The sequence below is a fragment of the Hyunsoonleella aestuarii genome (assembly GCF_006148925.1).
In the GTDB taxonomy this organism is placed as follows: Bacteria; Bacteroidota; Bacteroidia; order Flavobacteriales; family Flavobacteriaceae; genus Algibacter_D; species Algibacter_D aestuarii.
Window position 1 is genome coordinate 1807156 of sequence record NZ_VAWB01000001.1, and the last position, 24046, is coordinate 1831201.

Below are 24046 nucleotides of genomic sequence, written 5' to 3' on the forward strand. Positions count from 1 at the left end.
CCCCAAGGTAAATAGACTACTGATTTTATGTGTACAGTAACATTAATTCCACAAGGAAAAAATAATTTCATATTAACTTCAAATCGCGATGAAGCTCCAGATAGAGCATCTTTGTCCCCAGATTTTTACGTGATAGCAGAAACTAAACTATTATTTCCAAAAGATAAAATGGGAGGCACATGGATTGGTATAGGCGAAAAAAATCGCGTGGTTTGTGTGCTTAATGGTGCTTTTGAAAAGCACAAACGACAATCTAATTATAGAAAGAGTAGAGGTATTGTAGCCAATGATTTTATGGTTGCTGATAATATTGTAGAAACAGTAGATTCATATAACTTTATGGGTATAGAACCTTTTACAATTGTGATTGCAGATTGGAATACTAAGTTAAGCTTCTATGAATTAGTTTGGGATGGTTCAAAAAAGCATTTTAGGGAGTTGCCGTTAGTTCCTAGAATATGGTCGTCCTCAACATTATATTCCAAAACGATGCAAATAGAGCGTGAGCAATGGTTCAAAAATTTTATGGTTTCCAATGAGTTGAACTCACAAAGCATCTTGAATTTTCATAGTACAGAAGACGTTAGTAATATGAATTTTGGTGTTATTATGAATCGCGGATTTGTTAAAACAACAAGTATTACTCAAGTTGAAAAACAAGGTAGAGAAGTTGAAATGCGGTATGAGAATCTTCAAACTAAAAAGGTTACGTCCAAAACCTTCAACTTATCCGAAGTAGTTAATGGATAATACAGGTATTATTTTAACATTGGCCTATCCCGATACCATTGTTATGGTATCTAAGGAGTGGTTTTCTCCTTTTCTAAGATATTTAGGGATTGGTAAGAAAAATTATTTACGAGCTGGTCATGCTGCCTTGGTTCTCATTAACAAAGAAACGGGGATATTGGAATATCATGATTTTGGAAGATATATTACACCAGAACCAAATGGTCGTGTTAGGGGGAAAGATACCGATAATGAATTAGATTTTCCATTAAAAGCAGAAATTGAGAATGATGAGATAAAAAATCTCAATGAGATTCTAGTATTTTTAGGAACAAACCCTAAATTAACTCACGGGGATGGTAAGTTGATCGCTTCAGTTTGCAATGCCATTAATTATCAGAAAGCTCGAACGCATATTTGTAAAATGCAAAGCAAACATTTTATTCGCTATGCTGCATTTATAAAAGATGCTTGTAATTGTGCGCGTTTTGTTACAGATTCCTTAATTGCGTCGGTAACAAATGGTGCAATTAAACAAAGGCTAAAAAACTCGAAATGGTTTACACCAAGCACGGTTGGAAATGTGTTATTAGCAGATACAGAAAATCATGTATATGAAGTTGCTGAAACGGGGATTATTTCTCAATTTAAAGGTTCCCAAAAAAGCGAAAATATTAGATGTTTTTTAGATAAATTGAAAGACCATGAAGTTAATTTTGTTGGGACTTTAACGCCAAAACAAAATGATGTGAGAATTGAACATGCCCAATGGTTATCTGGTATTGCAGCTGGTTCTTGGTTTGAGTTGTATAAAACTGAAAAGACTTCAGAATATAGATTTAGAAGGATTTCACCATATGGAAATATAGATTGTGATGCACTTTTTATTGTTGAAGACGATAATTTTGACTATGACACACATTATGAAGTAATACATTACTCCAATTGTAAATTTTTTCATGTGAAGCAAAAAGAGATAACCTTTAGGTTTAGTAGAGTTTAATTTATTGCAAACGGTGCACTCAATTTAAAAGTAGGGATAATAACTTTAAATTTTTTCGTAGTTGTAAAGTTAACCATGCTATAAAATCCTTGCATTGCTCCAAAAGGAGAGGTTAACAAACATCCAGAAGTATAAGTGTGAGATTCACCTGGTTTTAAAACGGGTTTTTTACCAATAACTCCCTCACCCGTAACAGTTTCCAGATTGTTTAGAGCATCCAAAATTTCCCAATGGCGAGCGTTCAATTGCACCGAATCTTTACTTTGGTTTTCAATGGTAATTGTATATTCAAAGGCGTATTGTATTTTATAATCTTTATAAAATGATCCTTCGTACTTAGTAATAACCGAAATTTTTATGCCTCTTGTTACTTGTTGTACCATTGGTAATTAATGAAAATGGGATTTGGTTACGGGGTCTAAAATAGTAAATATTAAGTGTTTAACGTTTAATTTTAACTTATATGATATAAAAATCGGGTGAAATACACGATTAATTGGTAATATTTGTTGATGACACTTCATTAAATCCAACAATTCTGTCATACCGAGCGCCTAAATCACGGTAATAAACCAGAACTTTGTAGTTGTTTTCAGTTTGCCAAAAGTTACCACTTATACGTCCTTCATCCAACTTCCCATCTGCTTTTAGAATAACATATTTATAGTTATAAAAGCCTTGCTTTAATTTAAAATCGGTTTCATACAAACCTCGTTCCAGGTTGTAAAGCAATTCATTATAGTCCTCTAAAGCATAATTATTATAGTTGCCATAAACAAAAATACGTTCACCATTGGTTAACTCTGGATACTTAAGTGTGAAATGTACCTGTGTATAGTCGGCTTCAACAGTAACATCTTCTCTATCAATTGCAGTAATTTTAAACTGACCATTAATATCTGGGTTAAAGGTATAGGGTAATTCTGCTCTTGGCACATTAGTAAACAAATAGCTATGGTAAATATCTTTTAAATCAATAAATTGAACACCCATGGCAGCGGCTCTTACGTCTTTAGTTTCAAAAAATAAATATTCGTTACCTCCAGGGAAAGCTGTTTCACTCACGTAACGATAAATAAGCTTATTGCCGATTGTGTATTGTGGTTTTGTATTTTTAATAGCTGTATTCAAATTTCTGTTTTGAATAATTAATGTTTTTATCGTTTGTAATGGATTATTAATTTGTGGACCAGTAGTAATTTCCATATCTACGGTTTGCAAGTTCTCAATAGTACTAATATCTCGAGAACGCTTTATGATAATTCCAGGTTTAACTAAATCTTCATAAATCATAAGTTTTCTTGAGAAAACAAGGTTATCGTCTCTATCAAAAATTGAGATTAAATAATTTCCGGATACTTTTAAAGCTTTTGTTTGCTGATTTGGAATAGATAATCTGTAATGAGAATATAATTGGTAAGTATTAAAAGAATTCCTGTAATCTTGAATTCTAAAGTTATCGACACCAAGCAAAAATTCTGGCTTAACCAAAACTGATTCTGTCCAGTCGTAATCGTAATGTTCAATTTTATAATAGAAATCAGGCTCGTTAGACACTAAGGCGTCAAACTCCAAATAAAAAGTTTCTCCTAATTTTAAAATTGGGAGTTCGCCAAGGGCACTACTTGTACTTTTAAAAGTAATAGATTTTATATAATCTGGAGGATTTACTTCTTCAACTTGAGCAAAAAGTAACACAGGAACCAGATAAGCTAGTATTGAAAAAAAATACTTAAATGTCATTTACAGCAATGTTTTTTGTAAAGATAATCAAAATTCATACCCAAATTCGTAATGAATATAGGTGGTATAAAATTCTATCTAATTTTTTATAAAACTGTTTTATTAATTCGTATTTTTGCACCGATTTTTAGACAACTAATTTCAATTAAAATAAATATGTCAAACGACATTCGGATTAAAAAAGGTCTGGACATTAATCTTAAAGGTGAAGCTGAGAAATCTGTCGAACAAGCGATTATCAGTAACTACTGCACCATAAGACCAGAGGATTTTCACGGTACTATTCCAAAACTTGTTGCAAAAGAAGGAACTGTTGTTAAGGCAGGAGGGGTTTTGTTTTACGATAAGTCTAACGAAGCTATAAAATTTGCATCTCCGGTTTCGGGGAAAGTAATTGAAGTGTTAAGAGGCCCAAAAAGACGTATCGATGCTATAAAAATTGAATCTGATAAGAAGCAATCTTATCAAGATTTAGGAAAATTTAGTTTAGATTCGACTAAAGGTGAAGATGTAAAAGCACATTTACTTTCATCGGGTTGTTGGCCATTTATTAAACAACGTCCCTATGATGTTATTGCCAATCCAGACAAAGCGCCCAAAGCGATATTTATTTCTGGATATGCTAGTGCGCCATTAGCTGCCGATTTAGATTTTACGCTTCAAGGTAAAGAAGCTGAGTTGCAAGTGGCAATACTAGCTTTAGGTAAACTTACTGAAGGAGCTGTGCATATCGGGATAGGAAAAAATTCCAATTCACCATTAGCTGGTTTATCTGGAGTGACTTATCATAAAGTTTCTGGTCCACACCCATCAGGGAATGTGGGAACATTAATTAATAAAGTAGACCCGATTAATAAGGGAGAAGTTGCTTGGACAGTTAGTGCCCAAGATTTAGTAATTATTGGAGAATTACTTTTAACGGGGAAATTTAATGCAGAACGTGTAGTAGCACTGGTAGGTTCTTCAGTCGAAAAACCAAGATATTTTACTACTAAAATTGGTAGTGAAGTAGCAACTATTATTTACGACAAAGGAATTTCTCAAGACGCTCATGTACGTGTTATTTCTGGAAATGTTTTAAGTGGAAAGCACATCAAACCAGATGGAAGTTTAGACTATTACAGCAATGTTATTTCTGTAATTCCAGAGGGTGATGATTACGAACTTTTCGGATGGAATAAACCTGTTTTTAACAAGATATCAACGTCGCGAGCCTTAACGTTTTCTTGGTTGAATCCAAAGAAACAATACAATCTTAATACGAATACAAACGGAGAACATAGAGCCTTTGTAACAACGGGGACTTACGAAGAGGTTTTCCCTTTGGATATTTACCCGATGCAGATTTTAAAAGCCTGTATGTACCAAGATTTAGATGAAATGGAGGCTTTAGGTATGTACGAAGTTGCTCCAGAAGATTTCGCCTTAACAGAATTTGTTTGCGTGTCTAAGCAACCACATCAAAAAATTATAAGAGAAGGATTGGACTTAATGCTAAAAGAGATAGGGTAATGGGTTTAAAAAGTAATTTACACAAATTAAAAATGAAGTATAAGGGCACCAAAATGGCGCCTGCGTTTAACGCGATTCATACATTCTTATACTTACCTAATGAAACCACTCATGGTGGTACTCATATTAAAGCAGCCGATGATTTAAAACGTACCATGAATACTGTAATTATGGCTATGGTGCCATGTTTATTATTTGGTATGTTTAATGCGGGTTATCAGCATTACATTGCTTTAGGTGAAATTCAAGCTGTAACAGGTGGGTTTTTAAGCGCCGAGTTTTGGACGTTAGATAACTTTTTGGTTGGATTTTGGAAAATTCTTCCTTTAGTAATTGTTTCTTATGGTGTTGGTTTAGCCATTGAATTCCTTTTTGCAGTTATAAAGAAGCATGAGGTAGAAGAAGGTTACTTAGTAACAGGTATGCTAGTGCCACTTATTGTTCCTGTTGATATTCCGTTGTGGATGTTAGCAGTAGCAGTTGCCTTTGGAGTTGTTATAGGAAAGGAAGTATTTGGTGGAACAGGAATGAATATCTTGAATCCTGCATTAACTATTAGAGCCTTTTTGTTCTTTGCTTATCCTACTTGGATGTCTGGAGATAAAGTTTGGGTTCATGGAGCTGTAGAACGCGATCAAGCTATTGCTGCTGGTGAGAGTTTAGATGCCATTTCAGGTGAAACTATTCTAGGTAGTTTGGCTCAAGGCAAGGAGGCAGGCTATGAGGTTATGGATATGTTTTTTGGATTTATTCCTGGTTCGGTTGGAGAAACTTCGACGTTACTCATATTATTAGGTGCGTTATTTTTAATCTTTTCAAAAATAGGAAGTTGGAGAATTATGATGTCTTCTGCAATAGGAGCTATTGCTATGGGATTAATATTTAATGGTGTTGTTGATTCTGGATGGATTACTGAAAGTAGTAAGTTTTACGGTTTAATGAGTACAACATGGTGGCACCATTTGATAATTGGAGGTTTTGCCTTTGGTACCGTGTTTATGGCAACGGATCCTGTTACTGCATCCCAAACTAACAAAGGAAAATGGATTTACGGATTCTTAGTTGGATTTATTTCAATATTGATTCGCGTATTTAATCCAGCATATCCAGAAGGTGTTATGCTAGCCATCCTATTGATGAATGTGTTTGCACCAACTATAGACCATTATGTGGTTCAAGGTAATGTTAAGAAAAGAATGAAACGTTTAAAAGTTAAAACAGCATAAATTATGGCAATGGATACTGATAAAAATTCGTATACAGTCCTATTTGCGGTAGGTATGGTTTTGGTTGTAGGATCGTTGTTAGCTTTTGCTGCATCATCTTTAAAGCCTACTATAGATGAAAACAAACGCTTAGAAAAGCAGCAAAACATTTTGTATGCTATGGGTGTAAACGAAAACGATGAGAGCAGTGCTAATTTTGTTTCTACTGCTGATGCACCAGACCTTTTCAAAAAATATATTAAAAAACAATTAGTGATACAAGGAGGAGAAGTCTCTGAAGATGACCAAGCGTATTTAATTGATGTTAAAAAGGAGCAAGCTAATGCCAAAGCTGGACAAGAGAGAAGGTTACCGTTATTTGTTGGAGAGAAAGATGGGAAATCCTATTACATCGCACCAATAAGAGGGAAAGGACTTTGGGATGCTATTTGGGCCTACGTTGCTATGGATGAAAACATGGTTGTGCAAGGTGCTTATTTTGATCATAAAGGAGAGACTCCTGGTTTAGGGGCTAATATTAAGCAACGCTTCTTTATGGATGATTTCATTGGAGAACATCTAAAAGCTAACGGAACTTTTAAAGGCATTACGGTCGCTAAAGGTAATGCAGATCCTAAGAATCTAGATAAAACAGATAACGAAGTAGATGCAATAGCAGGAGCTACTATTACAGGTGATGGAGTTTCCGCTATGATAAGAAGCGATTTAAAGCTTTACGTATCTTATTTCAATAACTTAAAAAACAACTAATTTATGGGCTTACTTTCAAAAAAAGATAGCAAGTTAATATTAGATCCATTAGCGGATAATAACCCAATTACTATTCAGGTACTTGGTATTTGTTCTGCATTGGCAATTACAGCAGAATTAAAAGCGTCTATTGTAATGTCTATTTCGGTATTATTTGTTCTAGGTGTTGGTAATGTGGTTATTTCTTTATTGAGAAATATCATCCCTTCAAAAATTAGAATTATTGTGCAGTTAATTGTAGTAGCTGCTTTAGTAATTATTGTGGACCAAGTATTAAAAGCTTTTGCTTACGAGCTAAGTAAAACACTTTCGGTATTTGTCGGATTAATTATTACCAATTGTATCATTATGGGGCGTTTTGAAGCTTTTGCTTTAGGAAACGGTCCTTGGCGTTCTTTCCTTGATGGAATTGGAAATGCTGCTGGATATGGAGTGATATTAATTATCGTTGGATTCTTTAGAGAATTATTAGGTTCTGGGACTTTATTAGGATTTAAAGTTTTAGGAGACCCAATTGAGAAAACAGGATTGTATTCTTTAGGTTATGAAAATAACGGTTTCATGTTATTGTCTCCAATGGCGCTAATAGTTGTTGGTATCATTATTTGGGTACAGCGTAGTAGAAATAAAGCATTAATAGAAGATCATTAATAATTCAGAATTCTGAATTCATAATTAAGAATAAATGGAACACATAGAATTATTTTTTAAATCGATATTTATAGATAACATGGTATTTGCCACATTCTTAGGAATGTGCTCTTATTTGGCAGTATCTAAAAAAGTAAGTACAGCAGTAGGTTTAGGTGCAGCAGTGATTTTTGTTTTAGCAATTACGGTGCCTTTAAACTGGTTATTAGATCAATACTTATTACAACCTGGTGCTTTGGTTTGGTTAGGAGGAGAGTATGCTGATTTTGACTTAAGCTTTTTATCTTTCATCATGTTTATTGCAACTATTGCAACCATGGTTCAATTGGTAGAAATAGTTGTAGAGAAGTTTTCGCCATCCTTATATAACTCACTTGGTATATTCTTACCACTTATTGCTGTAAACTGTGCGATTCTAGGAGGTTCTTTATTTATGCAATCTCGTGAAATTGCAACATTAGGTTTAGCAACAACTTATGGAATAGGTTCTGGAATTGGTTGGTTTTTAGCTATTTTAGCAATTGCTGCTATCCGTGAGAAAATAAGATATTCAAGTGTTCCTCCGGCTCTAAGAGGATTGGGTATTACATTTATTATTACAGGTCTTATGGCTATTGGTTTTATGAGCTTTGGTGGTATGTTAACAGGTGGTGACGAGGAAAGTCCTAAGGAAGAAGTAACCGCTTCCGTAATAGAAGAAACAAAAGAAAATAGTACGTTGAATGAAGTCGAAACGTCTGAAGATAAAGTAGTAGCTAACAACATAAAAGTAAATGAGTAATATGATATTGGCAGCCGGTACATTAGGAACAATAGCAGCAACTGTAGTAGCGTTTTTAATTATAACGTTATTATTGGTAGCACTACTATTATTTGTAAAGCAAAAACTATCACCATCTGGTCCCGTAAAGATTACCATAAATGGTGAAAAAGAGATTGAAGTAGCTTCTGGTGGAACGCTTTTATCTACTCTTGGAGGGAACAAAATATTTTTACCATCTGCTTGTGGTGGAGGAGGAACATGTATTCAATGTGAATGCCATGTACTAGAAGGTGGAGGCGAAGCTCTTCCAACAGAAACACCTCATTTTTCAAGAAAAGAATTGCAACATGGAGCGAGATTAGCATGTCAGGTTAAAGTAAAACAAGACATGAATATTACTATTCCAGAAGAAGTTTTTGGAATTAAGAAATGGGAAGCTACCGTTGTTCGAAATTATAATGTAGCATCATTTATCAAGGAGTTTGTAGTTGAAATCCCAGAGGATATGGGTTACAAAGCTGGGGGGTATATTCAAATTGAGATTCCTCAGTGCGAAATAAAATATTCCGATATTGATATTACAGCACACCCAGAAGAGCATGAAACTCCAGATAAGTTTCAAGCAGAATGGGATAAATTTGGTCTTTGGCCTTTAGTAATGAAGAATAGCGAAACGGTTGAACGCGCTTACTCTATGGCTTCTTACCCAGCTGAAGGACGCGAGATCATGCTTAATGTTCGTATTGCAACACCACCATGGGATCGTGCTAAAAACGGCTGGATGGATGTAAACCCTGGTGTAGCATCTTCTTATATTTTTGCTCAGAAACCAGGTGATAAAGTAACGATTTCTGGTCCTTATGGTGAGTTCTTTATTAATGAGTCTGAAAGCGAAATGCTTTATGTAGGAGGTGGAGCTGGTATGGCACCAATGCGTTCTCATTTATATCACTTGTTCAAAACATTGAAGACAGGTAGAAAAGTAACCTATTGGTATGGTGGACGTTCAAAGCGTGAGTTATTCTACTTAGATCACTTCTATCAATTAGAAAAGGATTTCCCTAACTTTAACTTCTACTTGGCTTTATCTGAACCTTTACCAGAAGATAATTGGAAGGTAAAAGAAGATATCGACGCACCTGGAGACGGTTTTGTTGGATTTATACACAATTGTGTTATTGATAACTATTTAAGCAAACATGAATCTCCTGAAGATATAGAATTGTATTTCTGTGGACCACCATTAATGAATAAAGCGGTTCAAAAAATGGGTGAGGATTTTGGTATCCCAGATGAACACATTAGATTTGATGACTTTGGAGGTTAGGTCGCAAAGCGAAATTTAAAATTAAAGTCACCCTGAACGCAGTCGAAGGGTCTATAATAAACAAAAACCAACTCAATTGAGTTGGTTTTTTTTTGCTTTCAAAGTTAGCTCTTAAGTTAATGTGTATTTTGGTTTGTCTTTTTCAACTTCAAATAGTTTTGTGTAATCCATCACATTTTCAACACCATCTAATTGGCATAAAAATACAATGACTTCGCTTAATCCTTTAAACAAGTTGTCCTTGTCCATTGGGTTTTTTGGCTTTTTGTTTTTATGATGAATAGGTAATTTATAACCACAGGCTTTTAAAAAAGCAGCTTCTATTTGTAATAATTCTAAAGGCGTATAGCCATTAAATTTTCTTCCTAGTGTTTGATGTACGCTACCTACATAATTAAGTTGTAAACTACCATGATTATCAGATAAATGTTTCCAACTATCGGTATTATTCAAAATATTACCCACGGCACATTGTTTACAGCACTCTGGGTTTAAGGTGTTATTGTGAAATGCTATGTACAGTCTATTTATAGCTGATTCTAAGCGAAGAGAAGTCTTCATAACTACTTTTTATTCTAAAGATACAAAAGTATTGTATAAATAAGAATTACTAATTTTGTAATCGCTTGCCTAATTCTTTGTCTATAATATTTATCCCACCTTTAATAATCATCTCTAAACCTGGAATTCTAAAGTTAGTGTAGTTCAAATTATCTTGAGCAATTTTTATTCGATCTAATAACTCTTCTTGTTTTAAAAATTCTGTCGAATTTATTGGACTACTTACAATTTTGTAATTTTTGTTTGGCATTTGTATTTGAATGCGTTTCCAAAGTTTATTATGAAGTTGTAATTTATAATCTTTATTTCTCGTGTCTTCATCAGATTCCTTAAAGAAATGCTCAAAAGTGGGAAAGTATAATTCATAAATCAATATCAATTCTTTTCTTAAGGAATCGTTAGAAATTTTATCAAGTCCAATTGATTTTAATCCCTCATAAGCTCCTTTGTTAAGGGTAACCGTGTAACCAAGAGACATTTTATTATATGTCTTTAACAATGTAGAATCTGGGTATGGTTTTTTAGAAGCAATCATTGAGAGCAGTTCTTGGATGCCTTCTGCTTTTCTTGATATTCTTGCTTTAATCATCTCAACATTTTCTAAATCTTGTACCAAAGCACTCTTAATCTCTTTGAGCATAGTTTTTTCTAAGTTTTTATCTAGACGTGTTTGATTCCAATTATTAATTTGAAGCGCAATTAAAATCCCAATAACCACAAGTATTATTTCACCAATGGCGTATTTAAAGTATTTGCTTGTGCTGCCTTCATTTAAAAGCTTTTTACGAATGTTTCTAAAGAATTTAATCATGCTTGGAATTATTGTTTTAGTTCGGAGTCTATTATTTCAATAATTGATTCCGAAATTTTTATGAGTTTTTCTGTTTCTTGAATATTATCTAAAGCAAAAAGTTCTAAGTGATATAGTAAGCTAATGAATTCCCTGTCATTAAGAAGATCTTTATAATTTGAACTGATTCCTTTAGGTCTAATTTGTGGCTTTATTGGTAGGACAGGACTAGTACGAATAATCTCTGATACGTTTGCATATTTTCTAACTATTGGTAGATAAGATTCAAGGGTTAACTTTTTTGAATCTATCTCGCCTTCAGTCATATCTTCAACCTCTGATGGCCATGAGAAAAGCAGTTTTTTTAACGCCTCGTTTTTTAAAATGTTTATTTTGCCTGAGTTCAATAAAACCATTAACGACCCAGATTTGCCATTAAAGGTTGGGACTATAAATGTAAACCCTATTAAAGTGTCAATTTTCTTTGTATTTAAAAACTCATCATTTGCGTTGAGCTTGGTTAATTCATAATTAGCAGAGAGGATAATTTGTCTATTGGAGTTCATTTCATTAAACTCAATAATTGTTTGTTTAAAATCTATTTTTAAATTCTCAAGTAATTTAGTTTCTTCTCTTTGTTCTAGTCTGTCTTCATTCCAATTATTAATTTGAAGTGCAATTAAAATTCCAATGACTACTAAGACAATTTCTCCAATAGCATATTTTAGGTATTTAATTGTATTGCCTTCGGCTAAAAGCTTTTTACGAATGTTTCTAAAGAATTTTATCATGGTTCGTTCTTAAACTTTATTTGGGTTGTTTCATTTTGTGAAGTATTTCAAGAATGTTTTTGGAGTTATTATCCATTCTTTTTAAAATACTATAACAATTTCCTATCATCATGTTCTCGTTTTGTAAAGCATTCTTCGCCAAGGATGATTGCATAATGGATTGATAATCTGAATATGGAATATCTTTTGCAGTTGAACCCGAGTAAATACTATTATATATTGTGCCTGGTTCAACACTCTTTCTAAATTCCCAACTTGTACCGTTATGGAATGTGTAGGTTCCCGCTTCATTATACAATTTAAGAGTCTCTATTTCTTGCTGTAATTTCGTGAATTCCTGCAGTAATAATTTATTGTCTAGCAAGCTTAAATTTCCACTAGATTCTGCCTCATTATAGGCGGTCATATTAGGAAAAAATGTGTCAAAGGTAAAAAAAGATCGGGCCATGCTTCTTAGGGAATCCACGGAAACTGTTTGATTCGTTTTAGAAATTAAATGGAAATAATTATCCATGGTATTCAATTGTTTCTCGTATAACAATAGAATGTTTTTGTTTTCTTTTGTATTATACTCAAAATCTTCAATGAGTGATGATATTAAGTTATCTCTTTTGTCAAGGAGTTTTCTACCCTCGTTCCAATTATTTATCTGAAGTGCAATTAAAATTCCAATGACAACTAATATAATTTCACCAATAGCATATTTAAGGTATTTGCTGGTGTTGCCTTCGGCTAAAAGTTTTTTACGGATGTTTCTAAAGAATTTAATCATTTTTAATGCCAATGTCTTTGTTAATATGTCTTACAATAGTATCAATTGTAGTATTTAGATTTAAATAACGCCTTTCAAGCTCGGCAACCATGCCATACTTGCTTTTTAGCATGTGAACGAATTCATCATTTGGATTTACTAGTATAAAGATGTTTTGATTTGTTTTGTCGTATATTTTAAATTGTTCTTTTAAAGTAAGGCAGTTATCACAATTATTACTAGGTACAGATTTACGGTTAAAGTACGTTTTAAATTGTGTTTCATTTAAATCCATAATAAGAGATTCTACGTAGTTAACCCTATTTAGTTTTAACTCATAAAATTCGGTAATCTGTTTTCTCAAAGAATCATTGTTTATTGTATTTATTCCATAGGATTGAAGTGATTTGTAGGCGCTTAATTTGGGATAAAGTAATGGGTTATCAGAAAGATAAGAGGTAGATATTTTTAATTCTAAATTTGTATCATTATCTCTATGTTTCATAATTTCCAGATAAATAGAATCTGTAACATTTTGATTTCTAACGGATTTATAAATGTCGGTTAATAAATCTTCTTTAGTTTTAAGGAGATCGTCTTTTAGTTCATTTAATAATTTTACTTCTGTTCTTCTTGCTTTTACATTTTCATTCCAATTATTAATTTGTAAAGCGATTAAAATACCTATTACCACAAGAATAATTTCGCCAATAGCATATTTTAGGTACTTGGATGTCTTTCCTGAACTTACAAGGTTGTAACGTATTTTTCTTAAGAACTTTATCATGCGTTTATGGTTGTTAATTTTTTCAGCAAGCGGCTATCTCCACCTAATGTCCGCGGGCATTTGATTTTGCAAAAGCCAAATTGTGTTTCGATAATCTAAAGAATTTAATCATTTATTTTAGTCAAGTTTTTTTAATTCTTTATCTATTAGAAATAATAATCTTTCCAGCAATATTTGAGTGTCCTTTAGAGGTGTCGTTAGTTTATAATAATGCAGATTGGGAAGGGTTTTCAAAAAGTACATAAACTCTTTATTCGATTTTAACGATTCGTAGTCTAATGGTTCCATAATAGTCGCACTAGGACTATTCACGGCATTACCCCAAGCCTCCTTGAAGTGATTATTGAAAATATTAAAGATAGCGTGATCCATGTAGTCGTGGTATCTGAAACCTGCAAAATTGATTGATTTGTTATGATTGCCATATGCTAGCGCTAAAGAATCTCTTAGGTTGTTATTAGATATTAAATCCAAACCTTTAGCTTTTAAAGATTCGAAGACACTTTCACTTAAGTCCCAAAAATGGAAATTACTCATAGCTCCAAAATGGTGTTTTAGAGAGTCGTTATATTGTAGATCTTGTTCTATATGCTTTGTTAAAACACGTATGGAATTTAAGGCTCTTTGATTTACTTTTTGACTGGCCAAGTTCCTGTCTAAATCACGGTTTAGAGTTTCTTTTAAAGCGACTAAGAATTCTTTTTCTAATTCCCTATCCTTTCTATCTTCATTCCAATTATTAATTTGAAGTGCAATTAATATTCCAATGACTACTAATACAATTTCACCAATGGCATATTTAAGGTATTTGCTGGTGTGGCCTTCGGCTAAAAGCTTTTTACGGATATTTCTAAAGAATTTAATCATGTACTTGCAAAATTTGTTGCAAGTAGTTCAAGTTAGTATAGGTTAGATTGGGATAGGATATACAGTAATATTAAGTTACACTTTTCATATAGCTAAAATATTAAAGGCACAAAAAATTGAAAGAGTAAAATTAGAAGCGCAACAGATATTAAATTAAGAATCACCCCTGCTTTAGCCATTTGACTTACTTTTACATAACCACTTGCAAATACAATAGCATTTGGTGGCGTTGCCATTGGTAACATAAAAGCACAACTACTTGCTATGGTCACTGGGATTAATAAGTAAAGTAATGGAATGTCTAAACCAATAGCAATACCAGCTACAACCGGAGCCAGAACAGCTACTAAAGCAACATTGCTCATGAGTTCGGTCATAAATAACATGAGGAAAATAAGTAAACTAGCCATTAATAGAATACTAATTGAACTAGTAGAAATGGCAGTGGCAACGGTATTTACAATACCACTTGCAGACATTCCCTTAGCTAAAGCCAAACCGCCACCAAATAAAATTAAAATACCCCAAGCTAACTTTTGTGTATCGTTCCATTTTAAAATAAACTGTCCTTTTTTAAGGTTAAATGGAATAGTAAATAAAGCCAACGCACCTAAAATACTAATCATAGTATCGGATAAGCCTAATCCAGGAATTAAAGAATTGATAAGACTTCGCGAAATCCATAAGAATACAATAACTCCAAAAGTTATAAGCACTTGTCTTTCTCTTGGAGACGTTTTTCCAAGTTTTTTTAATTCATTGTCAATAACATCTTTTGAAGCGTTAAAAATTAATCCTTTACTAGGGAACATCCATTTCACTAAAACGAAATAAATAATAGTAATTAAAACGATAGAAACAGGAAGACCTATAAGCATCCATTTGAAAAAAGACACTTCTATATTATATTCGTTTTCCAGCAACCCAATTAAAACAGAATTCGGTGGCGTTCCGATAACGGTTGCAATACCACCTGCATTGGCTGAAAAAGCAATGCCTAACATGACACTAAGCGCAAAGTTCTGATCTTTTTTCGTAAAGCCGTCATCGTCATTAATAAGTAGTTTAATAACCGATAGAGCGATAGGAAGCATGACAACTGTACTTGCGGTATTACTTATCCACATGCTCATAAAGGCTGTGGCAATCATGAAGCCTAAAATGACTTTATTTGGAGTAGTTCCAGTTTTTTTTATAATGTTTAAGGCGATTCGTCTGTGGAGATTAACTTTTTCTAAAGCAAGTGCTAAAACAAATCCACCAAAAAACAGAAACACAATGGGACTTCCATAATTTGCCCCAACATCAGCTATTGGCATCACTTTAAACAATGGGAATAAAAGTAATGGTAGTAAAGAGGTTACCGATATGGATACAGCCTCTGTAATCCACCATGTCACCATCCATAAGGCAACAGCAATTACTGTATTTGCTTCAGGTGAAATTATTTGTAAACCAGAAAATTGAATAATTAAGAAGAGAAGAGGCCCTGTAAATAGACCCACTTTTTTTGAAACAGGTTGGTTTGCCATTATTTTCCTATAATTTAATAGATGTTTTAAATGTAGTTAAAATTTTAATGAAATGGATATTAGTAGTAATTTTGTTAAATGAGTAAACCACTTACCGATCAGGAATTACACAATTTAGCAATGAACCATGTGGGAGAGGATTTGGAAGAACGAGGATTTGAGTTTATTGCGGTGAATAGCAAGTTGAAGAAACATCCGCAGTTTGTGTGTATAGATAAGAATAAACAATATTTTTTCGTAATAGTTAGAGCTGTTATTTTGCCCGATAACCCGAATAATTATGATGTTGTATGGATGGAATCTTTTAAAAAACATGCACGAGAAAAAGATGCCAAAGTGTTGTATGCAGGTGTTGGTATTGGAAATCCTAACGGAGAAAAATTGCCTATTTACCTTAATGAGGAATATCTTTTAGAGTATAACGGAATTCAGATTGTTGAAACTAATTTGAATTAAATGAAAAACCTTTTAGTCATTCTTTTATGCCTCGTTTTGAGTTCATGTAAAGACGATGCAAATAAACCTAAATCGTCAAATCCGACCAATACAATTCTTAAAGGAAATGTTTTTGGAACATCTTATAAAGTCATTTATAATTCAAATAAAAACTATCAAAAACAGTTCGATAGTTTATTTTATGTTTTAAATAAATCTTTGTCTACCTATCAAAGGAATTCTGATATTTCGAAAATAAACAGAAATGAAGATGTCGAAATCGATGAACATTTTTTTAAAGTATTTGAAAAATCAAAGAAGATTTTTAATGAAACAGGTGGTGCATTTGACCCTACGATTGGAGCTGTAGTTAATGCGTGGGATTTTGGGCCAGAAAAAGAAATAATTGGTCTAGATAGTTTAAAAATTGATAGTTTGATGCTATCGGTAGGTTTTAATAAGGTTTCTATTTCTAATAATAGAGTGCTTAAAAAAGCGGAAACATTTCTCGATTTTAATGCCATTGCTAAGGGGTATGGTGTGGATGTTTTGGGTGAATTTTTAGAATCAAAAAATATAAACAATTACTTGGTAGAAATTGGTGGTGAAATAAAAACAAAAGGTATTAATGTTGAAAAGGATTCGAGATGGAAGGTTGGTGTAGAAGAACCAAATTTCGAGCATAAGCAGATTATATTTAAAGCGGTAAGCTTGCTAAATGAATCCATGGCAACTTCAGGAACATACCGAAAGTTTAAAGTAGATGAAAATGGAAACCGTTATTCGCACATTATTGATACTAAAACGGGATATCCTAGTAAAACTAATTTGTTGAGTATTTCTGTAGTTACTGAAAGCTGCATGGTAGCAGATGCTTATGCCACAGCATTTAAAACTATGGGTCTTGATAAAGCGAAATCGTTTTTAGAAACACATCCAGAGCTTAAGGTGTATTTAATTTATGAAAATGATAATAATGAATTTGAAACATTATCATTAAACGGATTCCCTGAATACTAAAGGGTTTAATAGTGACGTGTAATTATATAAATGAAGTAAAGGAATGGCGTCGTCATACTGAACCTTGATTCGGAATAATAATCATTTATAAACAACCGGTATAATTTCTCCTTTTGCTAGACAGTATTTTTCAATGTCATTATCAGAAAGTGTAGCTGTATAATCTACCTCTTTAACTTTAAATCCAATACTTCGTAGTTTATCAAAATAGTCGATACCGTAAATACGAACGTGATCATACTGTCCGAAAATTTTAGCACGTTCTTTTTTATCAGTAATAGTGTCGTCTTCAAAAGTAGTTTCTCGATTCAAATCCTGCGGAATTTGAAATATTCCCATGCCTCCATTTCTTAAAACACGATAAAGTTCTTGCATAGCTTTTGTGTCATTTGGGATATGCTCTAATACATGGTTGCAAAGTATTAAATCGAATGAGTCATTATCAAAAGGAAGGTTACATATGTCGGCTTTAACATCTGCCAATGGTGAATTTAAATCTGTTGTTACATACTCAAGATTATTCATTTTCCTAAAGCGTTTATAAAATGCTTGCTCGGGAGCAAAATGAAGTATTCTTTGCTTTGCTGTGAAGAAATCTGTTTCATTCTTTAAATAAAGCCACAAAAGTCTATGGCGTTCCAAACTTAATGTAGATGGCGATAAAACATTATTACGCTGTGTACCATAGCCATAAGGTAAAAAGCTCTTAAAGCTATTACCATCTATGGGATCTGTGTATGTATTTCCTTTTAAAAAAAAGGCTAGAATGGGTCTAATTAAATAACTTAACCTAATCAAAATAGGTCTTGGAATTACGTTTAGTATAAGTTTAAAAAACTTTTTCAACCGAAATTATTTATAATCTTCACGGACAGGGCAAAATGTATCAATAACTTCACAATTGGTTAAGGCTCGTGCACTGTGCAAAGCATTTGAAGGAATAACAATAATATCTCCAGTCTCTAAAATTTCAGCTTTTGCATTAACCGTCATTTCTAACTGGCCAGATAATACATGAGTAGTTTGCTCATGAATATGCGAATGTGAAGGCATTATGGCTCCTTTTTCTATTGACACATAACCTACAGTAAATGTTGACCCATGGGCGTATTTACCAGTAACTCCTTTAACTAGTTCTTTGGTTGGTATTTTGGAGAAGGATAGTGCCATATTTATAGAACTAAGGCTTCTTGACGAAATTCATCTTCTTCATTACTTTCAATACCTAGTGCATCATAAATATATGCAAAGGTAGATAGTAATTCTGGCTTGCCATCTATTAAGGCTACATCATGTTCAAAATGCGCAGAAGGTTTATTGTCTAGTGTGGTGATGGTCCAGCCATCTCTGTGCTGTTTAATGCGATGTGTTCCCATATTAATCATAGGCTCAATGGCCACAACCATACCTTCAATAAACTTTTTGCCACGACCACGCTTACCATAATTTGGCATTTCTGGGTCTTCATGCATCTTTCTGCCTAAACCATGTCCAACAAGTTCTCTAACCACACCATAACCATGGTTTTCACAATATTTCTGTATAGCGTAACCTACATCTCCAACGCGATTGTTAGCTTTAAATTCTCTAATCCCCACATACAAGGATTCTTTGGTTACTTGAAGTAACTTTTCTGTTTCTGGGTCAATTTCACCGACTGCGAAGGTGTAGGCGTGGTCACCATAAAATTCATTTTTTAATGCACCACAATCGATAGAAATAATATCGCCTTCTTTCAAAGGTTCGTTTGTAGGAAATCCATGTACCACCTGAGTATTAGGACTCATACATAAGGTGTTTGGGAAATCATATAACCCTAAAAAACCAGGTATGGCACCTTGGTCTCTAATATATTCTTCAGCAATTTTATCTAACTGAAGTGTTGTTACACCAGGTTTAATTTCTTTGGCTAGAATACCAAGTGTTTTGGATACAATTAAGGCACTTTCGCGCATTAATTCAATTTCCTCTCTTGTTTTTACTACAATCATGATTAAAAAATATGTGCAAAGATACTCAAAAAAAGAGTTGCGACTTATTTGAAAAAATTGAAGAAACCCTTTTTCTTTTTGGGAATATTTGGTTCTTCATTAGTAAGTATTTGGTAAACTTTTCCCCATCCCGGAAATCCACCAATATTACGATCATCTATAAATAAATCGGCGTGAATTTTTCTGCTATTTTCTAATGAGAATTGTTCTTCAGGAAAACTTTTGTTAACTGCATAGAATAAAATACCTTGTTCTGAGCAAAACTGGACAGCTTCTTCCAATCGCTTTCCAGATCTATAGGTCCAAAGAATAAGACGATGTCCTTTTTCTTGAAGTTTCTTCAATGTTTCTAGTGCAAAAAGTTTTGGCTTACCAATTTTAGGATAAGCATCATCTACAATGGTGCCATCAAAATCTACGGCGATTATTAGGGTTTCGCTGAAATTCATAAAAAAGAAAACATCACTAAATGTAAAGCTACAACTTTTTAAACTAATGAACGTCTAGTCATGGCTTTGGGCTGTTCTACACCCATAAGTTTTAAAATGGTTGGTGCTAAATCGCCTAAAATACCATCTTTAATGGATTTTAAATCGTTATCTATTAATATAACAGGAACTGGATTAGTAGTATGTGCTGTATGTGGCGAGCCGTCGGGATTCATCATAGTTTCACAATTACCATGATCTGCAATTAGCAACGTTGTATAATCATTATCTAAAGCCGTAGTAACCACATCTTTTACACATACATCAACGGCTTCACAGGCTTTAATGGCAGCATCCATAACGCCAGTATGACCAACCATGTCGCCATTAGCAAAATTTAAACAAACAAAATCGACATCGCCTTTTTCCAATTCTGGAACTAAAGCATCTCTAAGTTCGTAAGCGCTCATTTCTGGTTTTAAATCGTATGTCGCCACTTTTGGAGAGTTTCTTAAAATACGCGATTCTCCTTCAAAAGGCGTTTCTTGTCCACCAGAAAAGAAAAATGTAACATGAGGATATTTTTCAGTTTCGGCTATTCTAATTTGTTTTTTCTTATTTTTTTCGAGAACCTCTCCTAATGTTTCGGTTAAGTTTTCTTTATTAAATATAACCTTCACATTTTCATAACTATCATCATAATTAGTTAACGTTACATAATGAAGGTTTAATTTTTTCATGTCATAGTCTGGAAAATCAACTTGAGATAATACTTCAGTTAATTCTCTTCCACGATCTGTTCTAAAATTAAAGAAAATAATAACGTCACCCTCTTTCACTTTTGCTACAGGATTATCATTTTCATCAACCATAATAATTGGTTTGATAAATTCGTCGGTTATATCATTCTTGTAACTTTCATTTATGGTCTCGACAGCATTTTTAGAAAAACTCCCTTTAGCATTTACAATGGCATCATAAGCCAATTTAACACGTTCCCAGCGTTTATCTCTGTCCATTGCATAATACCGTCCCGATATTGATGCCAATTTGGTCTGGCCATTTTTGAGGTGGTCATGTAATTTAGAAACAAAACCGCTTCCAGTTTTCGGGCCAACATCACGACCATCTGTAAAGCCATGCACATAAGTGTTTTTTAAACCAAATTCATTAGCGGCATCTATTAAACCAAAAAGGTGATTTATGTGCGAATGTACACCACCATCGCTTAAAAGTCCCAGAAAGTGTAAATCTTTATTATTTTCTTTAGCATAATGAAAAGCATCAACTAAAACTTTTTCTTTATTAAGTGTTTTATTTTCAACAGCTAAATTTACTTTAACAAGATCTTGATACACAATTCGTCCTGCACCAAGATTCATGTGTCCAACTTCGCTATTACCCATTTGACCTTCTGGTAATCCTACATGTAAACCGTCTGTTCTTAAAGAGGCACTTGGATATTTTGTATACAATGAATCTATAAAAGGTGTGTTTGCATTATCGATTGCAGATACCTTTGGGTCCGGTGATTTCCCCCACCCGTCAAGAATCATTAAGATGACTTTTTTATTCATTTTGGTTTAAATTTTGACCGCTCAAAGATAAAAAAGTAAAACCAGAAAGTTCTTTAAATACATCTTTAATTACTTGTTAAACATGGAGTTTTAGCGGAATATTAATTTTTTATTGTTCTATTAAAGAAACCTAAAAGAAAAGTTAAAAATGTGTTATTTATTATTTTTTATGTAACAAATTAAAAAATATGTCGTCTCTTTAGTATATCAAAAAACGAATCATTAATCAAATTAAATTCTTTCATCATGAAAAAAACATTCATTATTTCCGCATTAGCGTTATGTTTCTCAATTGTTACAGTTAACGCTAAAACATTTGACACTGCAGTTACTAATTATGAAACAACGGCTTATTTTAAAGTTAGCCCTTTTTGTGTTTCCATTGCTAAAGGTGACATCGATACAGTTAAAAAACTTATTAATTTAGGTGCTGATATCAATGAGAGATCTAATGGCATGACTCCAGTTATGTATGCGGCAAAATTTAACAGAGCTGACATTTTAGAACTTTTGATTTCTAAAGGAGCTAAATTAAAAGCTAAATCAGACAAAGGTATGACAGCTTTAAAATATGCTGAATTGCATAAGGCTAAAGATGCACATGCCATTATTAAAGATGCTTTGACAAAAAAGAAAAAGTAAATTATATATAACTAAATTGTTATATTTATTAGAACAGAGCTAGTCACTCTAGAAAAAGCCCTTATAAAGGGCTTTTTTTATTGATCTTTATATTTCTCAATAGCTTCTCGAATCTTTTCTATTCTATTATCGGGGTCTGGATGGGTGCTTTGAAACTCTGGCACTCGACTAGGGCCTGCTGCAGCTTTAAGTATTTCCATAACACCAATCATTTCTTCAGGATTATAATTTGCTTTTATCATAAAAAGAACCCCTAATTCGTCACTTTCTAATTCGTCATCTCTTCCATTGGTAAGCAATGTGTTTTGTCCAATACCATTAATTAATCCACCCATGTCCGCTCCAACAGAACCCGCGGTTGTAAGACCTTGCCAATATTCACTTTCAGCTATTCGTTCCGCACTATGTCGTCCCAAGACGTGCCCTATTTCATGACCCAAAACGCCGGCAAGTTGGTCTTCATTCTCTAGTTTTGAAAATAATGCATGAGTTATGAATATTTGTCCTCCTGGAAGCGCAAAAGCGTTAATCGTATTGGGGTCAGCTAGTAAATGAAACTCATACTTATAAGGAGTTTCTTTTGCAATACTATTATTTACTAATTTACTGCCAACATTGTCAACCAAACCTTGATACTGATTGTTAGGGTGCAGACCACCATGTTGTTTCGCCATTTGGGGTGCACTTTGAAGACCTATAGCTATTTCTTTATCTGGAGTCATAGAAATAGTCTGTGTTCTTCCTGTGTAGGGGTTAACTTCTTGTTGACTGCATCTTTTTAAAATAAAGAAAATAGCGATAGCAGCTCCTATTAGCAATCTAACTTTTAGGTTTCTTCCTCTCATGATAAAAATTTAGTAACTAAAATTACAAAAAATTATAATTTTATAATCTAGGTATTCCATATATTGTTGACACATACTTTTGGCAATTGTCACATGTTAATTTAAACAGAATTATTTCTATTATGACCTGCGAATTTAAAATTTTAGAAAGTAAGAATATACATTTAGTAGTTCCTCTGGTTGAAAAATTAAATGATTATAAAGTTTCTGCCGAGGTGCTAGAATCTCGTTTTATAGAAATGACAAAACAGAATTACGAATGTGCTGTTATTTGTGATAATAATAAAATAATTGGAGTTTCAGGATTATGGTATTGTACAAGACATTATTCGGGTAAAAGCGTCGAGCCAGATCATGTCTATATTGATGAATCTTATAGAGGGAAAGGAATTGGCAAAGCTTTTTTTAATTGGATTTACAGTTATGTTAAAGATAAAGGTTGTGAAACAATTGAATTAAATACCTATGTGAGCAATCCAAGTTCTCATAAATTTTATTATAATGAGGGATTCAGAATTTTAGGATTTCACTTTCTAAAGAATGTATAATTTTAGTTTAATAAGTTGAGTTCAGTTTCTGGAGATACCTCATAAGGAGTCTTATTATATTGAAAAATTCTAGCGTTTAAATTTCCTTTTAAAATAATTGAATCTTCTTTTACACTTAACCAACTGCCTTCTCTTAAACCCACAACTGGTTCTGTATTAAAATTATGAAACTCTTTAATTCTTGTTTCGCGAGTTTCGCCCATATGCTTGCTATTCACATCGGGATCCAAATAATGCGGATTAATATTAAAAGGAACAAAACCAAGTGCCTTGAAGCTAGGTGGGTAAATAATAGGCATGTCATTAGTAGTTTTAATAGTTAGGCCACAAATGTTACTTCCAGCACTAGTACCTAAGTATGGTGTCCCATTGTCAATCGCTTTTTTTAAAGGTTCTATTAGGTTATTTTTATATAAAGTATTTGTGAGCAAAAAGGTGTTGCCACCACCGGTAAATATAGCTTTAGCATTTTTAATGCAATCATTAGGGTTTTTAAAAGTATGAAGTCCAGAAACGGTTTTATCGATTTTAGAAAATGCTTTACTTACTTTTTCAGTGTATAGGTCATGTGAGATTCCACTAGGTCGAGCATAAGGAATAAATATGATTTCATTTTTTCCCTCAAAAAAAACAACTAAATCATCTAAAAGGTATTCTAAATAGTCTCCACCATGTAGTGTGGAAGTGCTGGCAATAATAATGTTTTTCATTACAATTAACTTTAGTGATGTAAAATTAGACATTTATGATATGTATTAAAACTTTAAAGCCATTTCA

28 protein-coding genes are annotated in these 24046 nt (G+C 33.1%); 12 read left to right on the forward strand and 16 right to left on the reverse strand.

What is annotated here, in order from left to right; translation table 11 throughout:
• Positions 1-27: 27 nt before the first annotated feature.
• Both FEF17_RS08175 and FEF17_RS08180 read left to right on the forward strand, forming a co-directional pair.
• On the forward strand, positions 28-750 hold the full coding sequence (locus tag FEF17_RS08175) for an NRDE family protein (RefSeq protein ID WP_139001848.1): 723 nt from the start codon (positions 28-30) through the stop codon (positions 748-750).
• Positions 743-1732 carry a DUF6695 family protein gene (locus FEF17_RS08180; protein WP_139001849.1) on the forward strand — a complete coding sequence of 330 codons (990 nt, stop codon included), beginning with the start codon at positions 743-745 and terminating at the stop codon, positions 1730-1732. The genes FEF17_RS08175 and FEF17_RS08180 overlap by 8 nt, the downstream gene beginning before the upstream one ends.
• Here the strand turns inward: FEF17_RS08180 and apaG are convergent.
• On the reverse strand, positions 1729-2115 hold the full coding sequence (apaG, locus tag FEF17_RS08185) for a Co2+/Mg2+ efflux protein ApaG (protein ID WP_139001850.1): 387 nt from the start codon (positions 2113-2115) through the stop codon (positions 1729-1731). The two genes, FEF17_RS08180 and apaG, sit on opposite strands and share 4 nt — an antisense overlap.
• A 109-nt stretch (positions 2116-2224) precedes the next feature.
• Positions 2225-3475 carry a type IX secretion system plug protein gene (locus FEF17_RS08190; RefSeq protein WP_139001851.1) on the reverse strand — a complete coding sequence of 417 codons (1251 nt, stop codon included), beginning with the start codon at positions 3473-3475 and terminating at the stop codon, positions 2225-2227.
• A gap of 156 nt (positions 3476-3631) precedes the next feature.
• Between FEF17_RS08190 and FEF17_RS08195 the strand changes: the two genes are divergently transcribed.
• The 6 genes from FEF17_RS08195 to nqrF are packed head-to-tail and all read left to right on the forward strand — an operon-like array spanning position 3632 to position 9704.
• Complete coding sequence (locus FEF17_RS08195; protein WP_139001852.1) at positions 3632-4987, forward strand: Na(+)-translocating NADH-quinone reductase subunit A; 1356 nt, start codon at positions 3632-3634, stop codon at positions 4985-4987.
• Positions 4987-6213, forward strand: a complete 1227-nt coding sequence (locus tag FEF17_RS08200) for an NADH:ubiquinone reductase (Na(+)-transporting) subunit B (protein WP_139001853.1) — start codon at positions 4987-4989, stop codon at positions 6211-6213. Before FEF17_RS08195 ends, FEF17_RS08200 begins: the two co-directional genes overlap by 1 nt.
• A 3-nt stretch (positions 6214-6216) precedes the next feature.
• Positions 6217-6963, forward strand: coding sequence for a Na(+)-translocating NADH-quinone reductase subunit C (locus FEF17_RS08205; protein ID WP_139001854.1), 747 nt, complete (start codon positions 6217-6219; stop codon positions 6961-6963).
• Positions 6964-6966: 3 nt separating this feature from the next.
• The gene (locus FEF17_RS08210) at positions 6967-7614 is read left to right on the forward strand and encodes an NADH:ubiquinone reductase (Na(+)-transporting) subunit D (RefSeq protein ID WP_139001855.1); all 648 of its coding nucleotides are present in this window, start codon (positions 6967-6969) and stop codon (positions 7612-7614) included.
• A gap of 34 nt (positions 7615-7648) precedes the next feature.
• The gene (nqrE, locus tag FEF17_RS08215) at positions 7649-8395 is read left to right on the forward strand and encodes an NADH:ubiquinone reductase (Na(+)-transporting) subunit E (RefSeq protein ID WP_139001856.1); all 747 of its coding nucleotides are present in this window, start codon (positions 7649-7651) and stop codon (positions 8393-8395) included.
• A 1-nt stretch (position 8396) separates the two neighbouring features.
• A complete protein-coding gene (gene nqrF, locus FEF17_RS08220) occupies positions 8397-9704 on the forward strand; it encodes an NADH:ubiquinone reductase (Na(+)-transporting) subunit F (RefSeq protein WP_139002165.1) in 1308 nt (435 codons plus the stop codon).
• 111 nt (positions 9705-9815) lie between these two features.
• On the opposite strand, the gene FEF17_RS08225 is transcribed toward nqrF, so the two are convergent.
• The 7 genes from FEF17_RS08225 to FEF17_RS08255 form a co-directional block, all read right to left on the reverse strand.
• Positions 9816-10265, reverse strand: a complete 450-nt coding sequence (locus FEF17_RS08225; protein ID WP_139001857.1) for a Na(+)-translocating NADH-quinone reductase subunit F — start codon at positions 10263-10265, stop codon at positions 9816-9818.
• A gap of 49 nt (positions 10266-10314) precedes the next feature.
• On the reverse strand, positions 10315-11076 hold the full coding sequence (locus FEF17_RS08230; RefSeq protein WP_139001858.1) for a DUF6090 family protein: 762 nt from the start codon (positions 11074-11076) through the stop codon (positions 10315-10317).
• 8 nt (positions 11077-11084) lie between these two features.
• The gene (locus FEF17_RS08235; protein WP_139001859.1) at positions 11085-11846 is read right to left on the reverse strand and encodes a DUF6090 family protein; all 762 of its coding nucleotides are present in this window, start codon (positions 11844-11846) and stop codon (positions 11085-11087) included.
• A 16-nt stretch (positions 11847-11862) separates the two neighbouring features.
• The gene (locus FEF17_RS08240) at positions 11863-12618 is read right to left on the reverse strand and encodes a DUF6090 family protein (RefSeq protein WP_139001860.1); all 756 of its coding nucleotides are present in this window, start codon (positions 12616-12618) and stop codon (positions 11863-11865) included.
• Entirely contained in the window at positions 12611-13384 is a 774-nt protein-coding gene (locus FEF17_RS08245; protein WP_139001861.1) for a DUF6090 family protein, read from the reverse strand. The genes FEF17_RS08240 and FEF17_RS08245 overlap by 8 nt, the downstream gene beginning before the upstream one ends.
• A 117-nt stretch (positions 13385-13501) precedes the next feature.
• A complete protein-coding gene (locus tag FEF17_RS08250; protein ID WP_139001862.1) occupies positions 13502-14251 on the reverse strand; it encodes a DUF6090 family protein in 750 nt (249 codons plus the stop codon).
• Positions 14252-14343: 92 nt separating this feature from the next.
• Complete coding sequence (locus tag FEF17_RS08255) at positions 14344-15783, reverse strand: SLC13 family permease (protein WP_139001863.1); 1440 nt, start codon at positions 15781-15783, stop codon at positions 14344-14346.
• Between the two features lie 78 nt (positions 15784-15861).
• Here FEF17_RS08255 and FEF17_RS08260 point away from each other — a divergent pair, with 78 nt between their 5' ends.
• Together FEF17_RS08260 and FEF17_RS08265 are read left to right on the forward strand one after the other, a co-directional pair.
• Positions 15862-16239, forward strand: coding sequence for a DUF8840 domain-containing protein (locus FEF17_RS08260; protein WP_139001864.1), 378 nt, complete (start codon positions 15862-15864; stop codon positions 16237-16239).
• Positions 16240-17238, forward strand: coding sequence for an FAD:protein FMN transferase (locus tag FEF17_RS08265; protein WP_139001865.1), 999 nt, complete (start codon positions 16240-16242; stop codon positions 17236-17238).
• Positions 17239-17319: 81 nt separating this feature from the next.
• On the opposite strand, the gene FEF17_RS08270 is transcribed toward FEF17_RS08265, so the two are convergent.
• The 5 genes from FEF17_RS08270 to gpmI are packed head-to-tail and all read right to left on the reverse strand — an operon-like array spanning position 17320 to position 21234.
• On the reverse strand, positions 17320-18084 hold the full coding sequence (locus FEF17_RS08270; protein WP_139001866.1) for a class I SAM-dependent methyltransferase: 765 nt from the start codon (positions 18082-18084) through the stop codon (positions 17320-17322).
• A gap of 6 nt (positions 18085-18090) precedes the next feature.
• Positions 18091-18408, reverse strand: a complete 318-nt coding sequence (locus tag FEF17_RS08275; protein ID WP_139001867.1) for a cupin domain-containing protein — start codon at positions 18406-18408, stop codon at positions 18091-18093.
• Positions 18409-18410: 2 nt separating this feature from the next.
• Complete coding sequence (gene map / locus FEF17_RS08280; RefSeq protein ID WP_139001868.1) at positions 18411-19229, reverse strand: type I methionyl aminopeptidase; 819 nt, start codon at positions 19227-19229, stop codon at positions 18411-18413.
• Positions 19230-19273: 44 nt separating this feature from the next.
• Complete coding sequence (locus tag FEF17_RS08285) at positions 19274-19678, reverse strand: BT0820 family HAD-type phosphatase (protein ID WP_139001869.1); 405 nt, start codon at positions 19676-19678, stop codon at positions 19274-19276.
• A gap of 38 nt (positions 19679-19716) precedes the next feature.
• Positions 19717-21234: a 2,3-bisphosphoglycerate-independent phosphoglycerate mutase gene (gene gpmI, locus FEF17_RS08290; RefSeq protein WP_139001870.1), complete on the reverse strand. Its 1518-nt coding sequence runs from the start codon at positions 21232-21234 to the stop codon at positions 19717-19719.
• 246 nt (positions 21235-21480) lie between these two features.
• Between gpmI and FEF17_RS08295 the strand changes: the two genes are divergently transcribed.
• A complete protein-coding gene (locus FEF17_RS08295; protein ID WP_139001871.1) occupies positions 21481-21876 on the forward strand; it encodes an ankyrin repeat domain-containing protein in 396 nt (131 codons plus the stop codon).
• 77 nt (positions 21877-21953) lie between these two features.
• Here the strand turns inward: FEF17_RS08295 and FEF17_RS08300 are convergent, their stop codons facing one another.
• Positions 21954-22721 carry a M48 family metalloprotease gene (locus FEF17_RS08300; protein WP_139001872.1) on the reverse strand — a complete coding sequence of 256 codons (768 nt, stop codon included), beginning with the start codon at positions 22719-22721 and terminating at the stop codon, positions 21954-21956.
• Between the two features lie 122 nt (positions 22722-22843).
• Here FEF17_RS08300 and FEF17_RS08305 point away from each other — a divergent pair, with 122 nt between their 5' ends.
• On the forward strand, positions 22844-23269 hold the full coding sequence (locus FEF17_RS08305) for a GNAT family N-acetyltransferase (protein WP_139001873.1): 426 nt from the start codon (positions 22844-22846) through the stop codon (positions 23267-23269).
• 2 nt (positions 23270-23271) lie between these two features.
• Here the strand turns inward: FEF17_RS08305 and pepE are convergent, their stop codons facing one another.
• Positions 23272-23979, reverse strand: coding sequence for a dipeptidase PepE (pepE, locus tag FEF17_RS08310; protein WP_139001874.1), 708 nt, complete (start codon positions 23977-23979; stop codon positions 23272-23274).
• Positions 23980-24046 lie beyond the last annotated feature (67 nt).